Origin of the sequence: Saccharothrix luteola (assembly GCF_020859565.1) — a bacterium.
In the GTDB taxonomy this organism is placed as follows: domain Bacteria; phylum Actinomycetota; class Actinomycetes; order Mycobacteriales; family Pseudonocardiaceae; genus Actinosynnema; species Actinosynnema luteola.
Genome location: NZ_JAJHUO010000004.1, coordinates 17,824 through 29,831, shown reverse-complemented (window position 1 = coordinate 29,831; position 12,008 = coordinate 17,824). Strand labels below are relative to the sequence as shown.

10 protein-coding genes are annotated in these 12,008 nt (G+C 72.6%); 7 read left to right on the top strand and 3 right to left on the bottom strand.

Going from position 1 to position 12,008, the window contains the following annotated elements:
• Window positions 1–114: 114 nt before the first annotated feature.
• Window positions 115–705 carry a GNAT family N-acetyltransferase gene (locus LNK82_RS05620; protein ID WP_230565861.1) on the bottom strand — a complete coding sequence of 197 codons (591 nt, stop codon included), beginning with the start codon at window positions 703–705 and terminating at the stop codon, window positions 115–117.
• Between the two features lie 56 nt (window positions 706–761).
• Between LNK82_RS05620 and LNK82_RS05615 the strand changes: the two genes are divergently transcribed.
• From LNK82_RS05615 to LNK82_RS05595, 5 genes are read left to right on the top strand one after another with little or no spacing between them, the layout of a single operon-like run.
• Window positions 762–1,682 (top strand): ABC transporter ATP-binding protein, encoded by a 921-nt coding sequence (locus tag LNK82_RS05615; protein WP_230565860.1) that lies wholly within the window; start codon window positions 762–764, stop codon window positions 1,680–1,682.
• 1 nt (window position 1,683) lies between these two features.
• Window positions 1,684–2,472, top strand: coding sequence for an ABC transporter permease (locus LNK82_RS05610; protein WP_230565859.1), 789 nt, complete (start codon window positions 1,684–1,686; stop codon window positions 2,470–2,472).
• Window positions 2,469–3,335, top strand: a complete 867-nt coding sequence (locus LNK82_RS05605) for an ABC transporter permease (protein WP_230565858.1) — start codon at window positions 2,469–2,471, stop codon at window positions 3,333–3,335. The genes LNK82_RS05610 and LNK82_RS05605 overlap by 4 nt, the downstream gene beginning before the upstream one ends.
• A 42-nt stretch (window positions 3,336–3,377) precedes the next feature.
• Window positions 3,378–3,788, top strand: coding sequence for a DoxX family membrane protein (locus LNK82_RS05600; protein WP_230565857.1), 411 nt, complete (start codon window positions 3,378–3,380; stop codon window positions 3,786–3,788).
• Window positions 3,789–3,820: 32 nt separating this feature from the next.
• Complete coding sequence (locus tag LNK82_RS05595; RefSeq protein WP_230565856.1) at window positions 3,821–5,788, top strand: TIGR03960 family B12-binding radical SAM protein; 1,968 nt, start codon at window positions 3,821–3,823, stop codon at window positions 5,786–5,788.
• A gap of 9 nt (window positions 5,789–5,797) precedes the next feature.
• Here the strand turns inward: LNK82_RS05595 and LNK82_RS05590 are convergent, their stop codons facing one another.
• Window positions 5,798–6,574 (bottom strand): ferric reductase-like transmembrane domain-containing protein, encoded by a 777-nt coding sequence (locus LNK82_RS05590; protein WP_230565855.1) that lies wholly within the window; start codon window positions 6,572–6,574, stop codon window positions 5,798–5,800.
• 267 nt (window positions 6,575–6,841) lie between these two features.
• On the opposite strand from LNK82_RS05590, the gene LNK82_RS05585 reads away from it, so the two are divergent.
• Window positions 6,842–7,351 (top strand): sigma-70 family RNA polymerase sigma factor, encoded by a 510-nt coding sequence (locus tag LNK82_RS05585; protein WP_230565854.1) that lies wholly within the window; start codon window positions 6,842–6,844, stop codon window positions 7,349–7,351.
• 259 nt (window positions 7,352–7,610) lie between these two features.
• Window positions 7,611–10,307 carry a LuxR C-terminal-related transcriptional regulator gene (locus tag LNK82_RS05580; protein ID WP_230565853.1) on the top strand — a complete coding sequence of 899 codons (2,697 nt, stop codon included), beginning with the start codon at window positions 7,611–7,613 and terminating at the stop codon, window positions 10,305–10,307.
• A gap of 1 nt (window position 10,308) precedes the next feature.
• Here the strand turns inward: LNK82_RS05580 and LNK82_RS05575 are convergent, their stop codons facing one another.
• Window positions 10,309–11,790, bottom strand: a complete 1,482-nt coding sequence (locus LNK82_RS05575; protein WP_230565852.1) for a S8 family peptidase — start codon at window positions 11,788–11,790, stop codon at window positions 10,309–10,311.
• Window positions 11,791–12,008 lie beyond the last annotated feature (218 nt).

The following is a 12,008-nucleotide window of genomic DNA, read 5'->3' as shown; positions in this document are numbered from 1 at the left end:
GCGCCCGCCCCCCCGCCCCCCCCCCGCCCCCCGCCCCCCCCCCCCCCGGGGGGGGCCCCCCCCCCCCCCCGCGCCAGGGTCGACCGGGCCGGCGGTCGTGCAACCAGGGCCGGACTAACCGCCGACCGAAGCACGCGCCGGAGACGAGCCGAGACCGCCCGCGGCCGAGCCGTGCAGCACGACGCCCTCGCGGTGGCCCAGCGGCAGGTACATGCGCACGTCGTCGAACCGGAAGTCGCCGACCGAGATCACGTTCGGCAGGCGGCCCCACTCGCGGAAGCCCAGGCTCTCGTACAGCTGGATCGCGCCGTGGTTGTTCCCGCGCACGCCGAGCGTCAACATCTCCAACCCGGCCGCACGGGCGTGCTCGATCACGGCGCCCAGGAGCCGCGCGCCCAGCCCGAGCCCACGCGCCGCCGGGTGAGCCGTGACCCGGCGCACCTCGGCCATGTGCTCGAACACCTCGCTCTCGGACCGCCGCCACGTCGCCGTGCCGCGCAGCACGCCGTCCACCCGTGCCACGACGAGCGCGCCGTCGGCAGGCGACGCGAGCACGCTGTCCAGCCACGCGTCGGTCTCCGCACGCCCCGGCGGTTCCCGCCAGCCGATGGCACCGCCGGCGGCCACCACGGCGTGCAGCACCTCGTGCACTTCGGACCGAAGTCGTTCGTCGGCCACGAGCGGCCAACTCAGGTCGATCTCCACGGCGCCACCCTAAAACGGTTCCGGGAATGTCGGACCTCGCCGCTAACGTGACGAACGTGACCCCCACCCTCGTCCACGCCAAGGGCCTGACCAAGCACTTCGGCTCGTTCGAAGCCGTCCGGGGCATCGACGTCGAGGTGAGCAAGGGCGAGGCGTTCGGCTTCCTCGGCCCCAACGGCGCGGGCAAGTCCTCGACCATGCGGATGGTGTCGTGCGTGTCACCGCGCACCGGTGGCGACCTGCGGGTGCTGGGCCTGGACCCGGACACCGACGGCCCGAGGATCCGCTCGCGCATCGGCGTGGTGCCGCAGCAGGACAACCTCGACACCGAGCTGACCGTCCGGCAGAACCTGCAGGTCTACGGCCGCTACTTCGGCCTGTCCCGGGCCGCGGTGCGCGAGCGCGCCGTGGAGCTGATGGAGTTCGCCCAGCTCACCGACCGCGCCGACGCCGAGGTGGAGCCGCTGTCGGGCGGCATGAAGCGGCGGCTCACCATCGCCCGCTCCCTGGTCAACGACCCCGACCTGCTGCTGCTCGACGAGCCGACCACGGGCCTGGACCCGCAGGCGCGCCACCTGCTGTGGGACCGGCTGTTCCGGCTCAAGCAGTCCGGCGTCACGCTGATCATCACCACGCACTACATGGACGAGGCCGAGCAGCTGTGCGACCGGCTGGTGGTGATGGACGGCGGTCGGATCGCGGCCGAGGGCTCGCCGTCCGAGCTGATCCGCCGCTACTCGACCAAGGAAGTGCTGGAACTGCGCTTCCCACCGGGCGAGCAGAGCGGCGACGCGGTGCGCGACCTGGCCGAACGGGTCGAGGTGCTGCCGGACCGGGTGCTGCTCTACACCTCCGACGGCGAGGCGGCGCTGGCCGCGGCGCACGCGCGGGGCGTGCGGCCCGTGTCCAGCCTGGTGCGCCGCAGCACGTTGGAGGACGTGTTCCTGCGCCTGACCGGCCGGACGTTGGTGGACTGAGATGAGCACGCACGTCGTCGGCACGTGGCGCGCCGCGCTGATCGCGGTGGAGCACCACTGGACCTGGTACCGCCGCAACTGGCGGGCCACGGTGATCACGAACTTCCTCCAGCCGGTGCTGTTCCTGCTGGCCATGGGCCTGGGCTTCGGGTCGCAGGTACGAGCGGGCGAAGCCACCGGCGGCCACCCGTACGTGGTGTTCCTCGCACCCGCGCTGCTGGTCGTCACCGCGGTGCAGAACGCCATGTTCGAGTCCTCGTGGGCGGTGTTCTCGGCGTTCAAGTGGCAGCGCACGTACGTCGCGGTGGTGTCCACCCCGATGACGCCCGCACGGGTGCTGCACGGCCAGCTGCTGTGGATCGCGCTGCGCCTGGCCGCGGGCTCCGCGGTGTTCCTCGGCATCGCGGTCGCCCTCGGCGCGATCACGAGCCCGTCGGCGCTGCTGGCCGTGCCGTTCTCGGTGCTCGCGGGCATGGCGTTCAGCGCGCCCATGGTCGCCTACACCGCGACCAGGTCGAAGCCGGACTCGTTCAACGCGGTCTTCCGCTTCGTGCTGATGCCGATGATCCTGTTCACCGGCGCGTTCTTCCCGCTCAGCCAGCTGCCCGGTTGGCTGCACCCGCTGGCCTGGCTCACCCCCACCTGGCACGGCATCGAGCTGGCCCGCGGCGCGACGTTCCGCACGCTGGGCCTGGCGCCCGCCGTCGGCCACGTCGCCTGCCTGTCCGCCATGATCGCGCTCGGCGTGGTGCTGGGCCGCCGACACTTCCACCGGAGGCTGACCGGATGACCCGCGAGACCTCGACCGGTGCGGACCGGGCCGTCCCGAGCGCGCCGTCCGCCCCGGGCCGGTCCGTCGGCCTGCGCTGGCGGATCATCCCGCCCGGCCTGTACGCGGGCCGCGCGCACGCCCTGGTCGAACGGTCCTTCCTGGTCAGCGGCCGGGCCTGGATGTCGGTCGTGTCCGGCTTCTTCGAGCCGCTGCTCTTCCTGTTCTCCCTCGGCTTCGGCCTGGGGCAGCTGGTCACCACCGTCGAGGGCCCCGGCGGGCCGATGCCGTACGCCGCGTTCGTCGCGCCCGCCCTGCTGGCGGCCTCGGCGATGAACGGCGCGGTGTTCGAGGCGACGTTCAACCTGTTCTTCAAGTTCAAGTACGCCAAGACGTACGACGCCGTGCTGGCCACCCCGCTCGGCCCGGTGGACATCGCGGTCGGCGAGGCCACGTTCTCGCTCATCCGCGGCGGCCTGTACTCGGCCGGGTTCATCGCGGTCATGCTCGGGTTCGGGCTCCTCGACTCGCCCTGGGCCGTGCTGGCGCTGCCCGCGTGCCTGCTGGTCGCGCTGGCGTTCGCGGCGGTCGGCATGGCGGCGGCGACCTACCTGCGCTCGTGGCAGGACTTCGACCTCGTGCAGCTGGCCGTGATGCCGCTGTTCCTGTTCTCGACCACGTTCTACCCGCTGTCGGTCTACCCGGGCTGGTTGCAGACCGTGGTCCAGTGGACGCCGCTCTACCACGCGATCGAGCTGATGAGGGCGCTGACCACGGGTTACGTCGGCTGGGGCGCGTTGGCGCACGTGGCGTACTTCGCGGTGATGGTGGTCATCGGGGTGGTCGTCGCCTCACGCAGGCTCGGCAAGTTGCTGTTGACCTGACCTGGTTGAACACTGGACGAACCCCGAGCACCGGAGGTCGTCGTGGACGTCATCGCACTCATCGGCCGGATCCTGTTCGTCTTCCTGTTCTTCGGCTCGGCGGTGGGCCACCTCACCCAGACCGCGGCCATGGCCGGCTACGCCGCGTCCAAGGGCGTCCCGTCGGCGAAAGCCGCCACGTTCGGCAGCGGCGTGCTCCTGGTCGTCGGCGGGTTGATGCTGCTCCTGGGCGTGTGGGCGGATCTCGGCGCGCTGCTGCTGGTGCTGTTCCTGCTGCCGACGGCGTTCCTCATGCACCCCTTCTGGAAGGAGACCGACCCGCAGGCCAAGCAGGCGGAGATGATCCAGTTCAACAAGGACGTGGCCCTCGCGGGCGGCGCGTTGATGTTCTTCGGCCTGTACGCGGGGCCGGGCACCGAACTGGGCCTCACCCTCACCGGACCGCTGTTCTGACGCGTGCGGGCACTGCCGTTACCCTGGTCGGCGTGAGTGTCGAGTCGGTCTTCCCCGCCCTGGAACCCCTGCTGCCGAGGGTGTCCAAGCCGGTGCAGTACGTCGGCGGGGAGCTCAACGCCACCCTGAAGGACTGGGACGCCGCCGCGGTGCGGTGGGCGTTGATGTACCCGGACGCCTACGAGGTAGGGCTGCCCAACCAGGGCGTCATGATCCTGTACGAGGTCCTCAACGAGCAGCCGGACGTGCTGGCCGAGCGGACCTACGCGGTGTGGCCCGACCTCGAGAAGCTGATGCGCGAGCACGGCGTGCCGCAGTTCACCGTGGACGGGCACCGGCCCGTCGGCGCGTTCGACCTGCTCGGGGTCAGCTTCGCGACCGAGCTGGGCTACACGAACCTGCTCAACGCGCTCGACCTGGCCGGCATCCCGATCCACGCCGCCGACCGCACCGAGGACCACCCCATCGTGGTGGCGGGCGGGCACGCGGCGTTCAACCCGGAGCCGATCTCGCCGTTCATCGACGCGGCCGTGCTCGGCGACGGCGAGGAAGCCGTCCTGGAGATCACCGACATCGTCCGCGCGTGGAAGGCCGAGGGCCGTCCCGGCGGTCGGGACGAGATCCTGACCAGGCTCGCCGAGACCGGCGGCGTGTACGTGCCCCGGTTCTACGACGTCGAGTACCTCCCCGACGGCCGCATCCAGCGCGTGGTGCCCAACCGCGAGCGCGTGCCGTACCGCGTGTTCAAGCGGACCACGATGGACCTCGACGCGTGGCCGTACCCGAAGCAGCCGCTGGTGCCGCTCGCGGAGAGCGTGCACGAGCGGATGAGCGTGGAGATCTTCCGCGGCTGCACGCGCGGCTGCCGGTTCTGCCAGGCGGGCATGATCACCCGCCCGGTGCGCGAGCGGTCCATCGAGGGCATCGGCGCGATGGTGCAGCGCGGCCTGGAGGCGACCGGGTTCGAGGAGGTCGGCCTGCTGTCGCTGTCCAGCGCGGACCACTCGGAGATCGCCGAGATCACCAAGGGCCTCGCCGACCGCTACGAGGGCACGAACACCAGCCTGTCGCTGCCGTCGACCCGGGTGGACGCGTTCAACATCGACCTGGCCAACGAGCTGTCCCGCAACGGCCGCCGCTCGGGCCTGACGTTCGCGCCCGAGGGCGGCAGCGAACGACTCCGCCGAGTGATCAACAAGATGGTGTCGGAGGAAGACCTGATCCGCACGGTCAGCGCGGCGTTCGGCGCGGGCTGGCGGCAGGTGAAGCTGTACTTCATGTGCGGCCTGCCCACCGAGACCGACGACGACGTGGTCCAGATCGCCGAGATGGCCAAGAACGTCATCCGCGCGGGCCGCGAGGCGTCCGGCCGCAAGGACGTCCGCTGCACGATCTCCATCGGCGGGTTCGTGCCCAAGCCGCACACGCCGTTCCAGTGGGCCGCGCAGTGCGACCCGGAGACCGTGGACAACCGGCTGCGCCTGCTGCGCGAGGCGGTGAACTCCGACCGCTCGCTCGGCCGCAACATCGGCATGCGCTACCACGACGGCAAGCCGTCGCTGATCGAAGGGCTGCTGTCGCGCGGCGACCGGCGCATCGGCCTGGTGATCGAACGGGTGTGGCGCGAGGGCGGCCGGTTCGACGGCTGGTCCGAGCACTTCTCCTACGACCGCTGGGTCGAGGCCGCCGAAGCCGTGCTGCCGCCGCTGGGCGTGGACCTGGCCTGGTTCACCACGCGTGAGCGCGAGGAGCTGGAAGTCCTGCCCTGGGACCACCTGGACTCGGGGCTGGACAAGGAATGGCTCTGGGCGGACTGGCAGGACGCGCTGGACGAGCGCGAGCAGGACGACTGCCGCTGGACGCCGTGCTTCGACTGCGGTGTGTGCCCGGCGATGGGCACCGACATCGAGGTCGGGCCGACGGGGCGGACGCTGCTGCCGATCTCGCCGGTGGGCAAGGGCTCGCCGGTGCGCAACCCGGAGTTGACGGCCCGGAGCTGACGGCCCGGCTCACGGGCCGGCTTCGGCCGCGTCGACCCGGATCGCGCGCATGGGGCACACGCGTGCCGCCGCACGCACCTGCGGCGCCTGGTCGGCGTCGGGGTTGCGCGCGTAGCGCAGCCGCCCGTCGTCCAGCACCCGGAACACGCCGGGCGCCTGCGCCTGGCACAACGCGTAGTGCCGGCACCGCCCGTGGTCGACCGCGACCCGGACACCGGTCGGCTCCTCCCGGACCGGCGGCGGCGGGTCGGCCGCGATCAGGCCGATCCGCACCAGCAGCCGCGGCGGCAGGAACCGCAGCACGGTCAGCGTGACCGCGGGCATCAGCACGGTGATGCCACCCAGCCACACCACGGCGACGTGGCCGCTCGCGGAAGCGCCCAGCCACGCGTGCATCGCGCCGAGCCACACGCCCACGTACGCGAGCCGGTGCAGGCGCAGCCACTCGCGGTAGAACACCGTGCGCTGCAACGCCGCCGTCACCGACGCGGCCACCATGAGCTCCAGCCCCACCACGCCGAGCGCGTGCCGCACCTCGCCGCCGCCGACCAGCGGCACCACGAGTTGGTAGGCCGCCAGGGAGCCGTTGTCCAGCAACAGGAACGACACCGCGTGCGCCCCGGCCATGACCACCGCGAACGTCGCCAGCACCTGGTGGGTGGCGCGCAACGCGGCCCGGCCGGTGATCCGGCGCACCCAGCCGGTGGCGGTGAGCACGCCCCAGCACGCGGCCAGGCACATCGCCACGTACGCCACCCGGCCGGACATCGTGGCGACCTGCCACACCCCGACATCGTGTTCCGAGACTGCGAGCACCACGTGCGCACCCCCTGTTAATGGCGCGGTACACCCTCTGAAGAGGAACTACGAACTCCGGGTGCGACGGTTCGACGGAACGTTCAATTAAGACGTGTGATCTACATCACAGGATCAAGCGCGCGGAGTGCCGGCGCTGATCCCGAGTTGTAGTACCTTCGCGGAAGTCTCATTCGCCCCGCCGCGCGCGAACTCCGGGAGGTTGATTGCCTCATGAATTCAGCGGGCAGTGTCGGGATGAGTGGCGAGCGGTCCGGTGAAGAACTCGTCACCACGCTGTACGAGCAGTTCAAGGGCGGGTTGTACGCCCACGTGCTCGGCCTGGTCGGCCGTGATCGGCAGTGGGCCGAGGACGTGGTCCAGGAGACGTTGATCCGTGCGTGGCAGAACGCCGAGACGCTGGTCCGCGACCCGCGGATGCTGCGCGGCTGGCTGCTCACCGTGGCCGGGAGGATCGTCATCGACGGGTGGCGCACGAGGCGGGCCAGACCTCGTGAAGTGGAGCTGACCAGCCCGGACACCGTCGAGGTGCCCGATCAGACCGAGCAGCGGCTGTCCGTCATGGTGCTCAACGACGTGATCGGCAGGCTCGGCGAGGAACACCGCGCCGCGATCTACGAGACCTACGTGCGCGGTCGCACGGTGCGTGAGGCGGCGGTGGTGCTCGGCATACCTGAGGGCACCGTGAAGTCGCGGGTCTACACCGCGATGAAGATCCTGCGCCGGGCGTTGCGGGAGTGGCACTGAAAAAGGTCGTCGCGAATCGACCGGGAGGAATTCCGGGATCGGGGCGCGCGCATTGTTCGCGAGTCCGGGTGAATCGGCTCGCGGAAGTCGGGCCTCGATTCTGGTCGAAGCCCGGCGTCGCGTCTCTACGGAGGGCACCGAAGGAAATTCCGCGACCGCCATCGCGGGCCTTCGGTACCGAAGGGAGTGGACAGGTGTCCTACCGTGGTGGTCGGCGATCCACCGCCCCGGCTGCGCCGCAGCAGATCGGAGCTCTCCGGTGACGGCATCGAACCCGACCCTGCCCGGCCGGGACCGCGAACTGCGCGCCGCCCGCTCGGCGCTGCGCGGCGCGCTCGCCGGCCGGACCACCACCCTGCTGGTCACCGGTGAGATCGGCATCGGCAAGTCGGCCCTGCTGCGCGCCATCGCCGACGACGCGCGCGACCTCGGCTTCACGGTGGCGACCGCGACCGGTGCGCGGCTGGAGAGCGACCTGCGCGGGGGCGTGATCACCAGGCTGGCGCAGGGCCTGCACGACGGCCCGGCCGAGCCGCTGGACTGGTTCCACCGCGTGGTCCTGGCCGCGCTGGGTCGAGGGCCGCTGCTGCTGGCCGTGGACGACGTCGACCTGTCCGACAGCTGGTCCCTGCGCTGCCTGGCCTTCGTGCTGCGCCGGGTCTCCGACCGGCCGCTGGCGGTCGTGCTGGCCGCCACCACGGGCCAGTCGCCGGTCGGGGAGGTGACGTTGCCGGACCTGCTGGCCGCGCACCACGAGCACGTCGAGCTGACCGGCCTGGACGTGCCGGCGGTCGCCGCGCTGGTCGGTGACGGGCCGGCGGCGGCGTGCCGCGAGGTGACCAGGGGCAACCCCAAGCTGCTGCGGGCGTTGGCCGGTCAGCTGCGGCCGGGCGCCACCGCCGCCGACGTGCACGCGCTCGGCTCGGCGGAGATCGGCGCGGCGCTGCGGGTGCGGCTGGGCCGTTACGAGGGCGCGTCGGAGGTGGTGCGCGCGGCGGCCGTGCTGGGGGAGGACGCGACTGCGGACCGGCTGGCCGCGATGGCGGACGTGGAACCCCGGCGCGCGCTGCGGCTCATCGACGGCCTGGTGCGGCTGTGCGTGTTCCGCGACGACCACGTCCTCGGCTTCGCCCACACGTACCTGCGCAACGCCGTGCTGGCCGATCTGCCCGTCGCCACCAGGGCCGCCGACCACGCGCGCGCCGCCGTGCTGCTGCGGGACGCGGGCGCGCCCGACCAGCGGATCGCCGAACACCTGCGCGGAGCGCGCGCTGTGCCGCTCCCGTGGGGCGTGGAGATCCTGCGTCGCGCGGCACGTGAGGCGACCTACGACGACCGCCTGGACGCCGCGCAGGACTACCTGGAGCGCGCGCTGGAGGAACGCCTGTCCTCCGACGAACGGCTCGCCGTGCAGCTGGAACTGGTGCACATCACGTTCCTGGTCGACCCGGCCGCGGGCATGGACCGGCTCCGGGACGCCCTGGCGCACGCCGACGACGCCCGCTCCGCCGCCGGGCAGGCCGTCACCATGCTGCTGCGGCTGTGCAGCGGACCGGAAGCCCGGCTGGCGGTGTCCATCGGCCTGCAACTGGTGTCCCGCCTCACGTCGCAGGAGCACGACGAGTCGTGGGAGCTGCGGGTCCTGGCGTACCTGGCCAGCGCGGGCAACGACGTCGGCCTCGCCCTGCGCGCCAGCATGTTCACCGACGAGCTGGAATCGGAGGTGCCGCGCTCGCCGAGGCTGCGTCAGGTCCACTCCGCGTTGCTGTCCCTCGGGCACGCGTTGCGCGGCGAGTCGGCCGAGGACGCCGTCCGGCACGCGGCCGAGGCGTTGGAGGGCGACCGGGTCGACGTGTTCGTCCAGCCGTTCGTGTTCACCGTCAGCACGTGCTTCATGGCCGACGCGCCCGACCTGTCCGAGCGGTTCCGCCGCATGATCGGCAGCGAGGCCGAGCCGCACGACTACCACCTGCGCAAGGGCACCGTCGTGTCGATGGCCCACGGCATGGACTTCCTCGCCCGCGGCGACCTGGTGCGCGCCAAGACGTTCCTCAAGTGGCAGCTGCGGCTGTTCGACGAGCTGGGCGCGGTCGCGGTGTGCCCCATGGCGATCCTGTGCGCGGCCAGGCTGGCGGAGGTGCTGGTCGACCTCGGCCGGTTCGACGAGGCACGTGACCTGCTGGCGCGCCACGGCTTCGCCGACGAGCTGCCGGAGCTGTTCCAGCACAACGTGACGCTGTTCGCGCGGGGCAGGCTCAAGCTCGCCACCGACGACCCGGCCGGCGCGCTCGCGGACCTGCTCGAGTGCGGCCGGAGGCTCACCGCGTCCAAAATAGACAGTCCGGCGGTGCTGCCGTGGCGGTCGGCGGCCGTGCGGGCGCACCTGGCGCTGGGACGCCGCGAGGCCGCCGCGCGGCTGGCCGCCGAGGACCTCTCCCGCGCCAAGCGCTGGGGCACGCCCCGGGCCATGGGCGTCGCGCTGGTCTCGGTCGGCCTCACCACCGACGACGAAGCCGCGACCCGCGCGTTGCTCAAGGCGGTGGACTACCTGACCGGGTCCGTCGCCCGCCTCCTGCACGCCGAGGCGTTGCTCGAACTGGGCGCCCGGCTGCGCCGCCGCGGCCAGGCCGAACGCGCCATCCCGCACCTGCGGCTGGCCGTCGAGCTCAGCGCCCGGTGCGAGTCCAAGCCGCTGATCCGCCGTGCCGCGGCGGAGCTGCGCGCGTGCGAGCCGGCCACCGCGCACGGCACCGCGCACGGGTTGACGAAGCAGGAGACCCGCGTCGCCGGCATGGCCGCGCAGGGCCTGACCAACCGGCAGATCGCCGAGGCCCTGTTCCTCACCCGCCGCACGGTCGAGCTGCACCTGTCCGGCGCCTACCGCAAGCTCGGCATCGCCGGTCGCGCGGACCTGGCCGGCGCGTTGCGCCGCCACCAGGACCAGTACTCGGCCTGACCTACTCCCGCACGGCGGCGAGCGCGTCGACCAGGCCGTGGCCGTAGAAGCCGTTGTACTCCGAGTGGCCCGTGCAGAACGCGTCCTGCACGCCCGTGCCGTTGAGGTCGTAGTCCGCCGGGCACGGCACCGTCTCCGCCTGCGCGTTGAGCATCTTCGACAGGTCGAGCGCGGTGGCGCCCGGGTGCGCGGACGCCAGCAGCGCCGCCACCCCGGACACGTGCGGCGCGGCCATCGACGTGCCGCACGAGTAGTCGTACCCGGCGGCCGGCACGGTCGACAGCACGCACCCGCTCCGCCCGTCGTCCGGCGCCTGCCTGCGGTCGCCGCCGGGCGCGGTCACGTCCACCGCGCCGAGCCCGTAAGAGCTGTACCCGGCCTTCACCTTGTCCGCGCCCACCGACGACACGGCGACCACGTTGCGCAGCTGCGCCGGCAGCACCAGGCACGTGTTGTCCACCGGCCGCGGCTTGACGTCCTCCGGCGCGGCGTTGGTCGGGCTCAGCGCGTCCCGGCCCGGCTTGGTCAGGTCGGCCGCCGCGTTGCCCGCCGCCGCCACCGTGAGCACGCCGCGACCGGACGCGTGCTCGACCGCCCGGCGCACCGCCTCGTAGACCACGGACTGGCCCTGCTCGTCCTGGCAGGTGAACACCCACGGGTCGATGAAGTAGCTGTTGTTGGTGATGGTCATGCCCCGCTCGGCGGCCCACATGAACCCGCACACCGCGTACTCCGGGTAGATGAACCCGGCGTCGTCCACGACCTTCACCGACGCGATCCGCACGCCGGGCGCCACCCCCGTCGTGCCGAGGCCGTCGTCGGCCGCCGCGATCGTGCCCGCCACGTGCGTGCCGTGCCCGGACGTCGTCGGCGCCCACGCGGCGGGGGACGGGTCCGCCACGCCGGACGTGCAGCCGGCCGACAGCGCCGGGTCCAGCGCGCCGACCAGGTCGGGGTGCGTCGGGTCGATGCCCGAGTCGAGCACGCCCACCACCACGTCCCGGCTGCCCGTGCTCACCGCGTGCGCCTCGGCCGCCCGGATCAGGTCCATGTCCCACTGCTCGGCCGTGCGGTCCGCCGTGCCGCCCGCCGCGCGCGCTCCGGCCGTCTCGTCGTCCTTCTTCTTCTGCCTGGCGGGCGCGCCGTCGCGCTTCGACAGGCCGTCGGCCTGCGCGCTGTACGCCCGGTCGGGGCCGATGTGCCGCCCGAACCGGGGGTCCGGCGAGACGGCCACGGCCACCGCGATCTGCGGGTAGTAGTGGGCGGTCGTGCCGCACGCGGCGGTGATCTGGGCGTCGGCCAGCGGCGCGCTGGTGCCGGGGGAGAACACGACCAGGTAGCGCAGCGTCGGACCGGGCTGGACGCAGTCGACCGCGGCGGCCTGCGTCTCGGGCCCGGCCGCGGCCGCGGTCACCGAGAAGCAGCCGGACGCGAGCAGCGCCGCGCTGACCGCGACCGCTCGGACGCGGCGGTGCAGAGGCACGGGGGACCTCCAGGCTGGACCGGGTGACGGGGGCGGACCGTCGATCGGGGTGCTGCTGCCGGACCGTAGCCAGAGCGGGCGGAGCAGACAAGCGCAACGGCGCCGAACAGGTCCAAGGTACCGTCCTCGTGGAGTAGGAGCGTGGACCGTTGGGGTGCTCACCCCGTCGCGGGCCACCCGGCACCCAAGGGGAGTAGCTCTGAGCCGCCAGCAGCAGC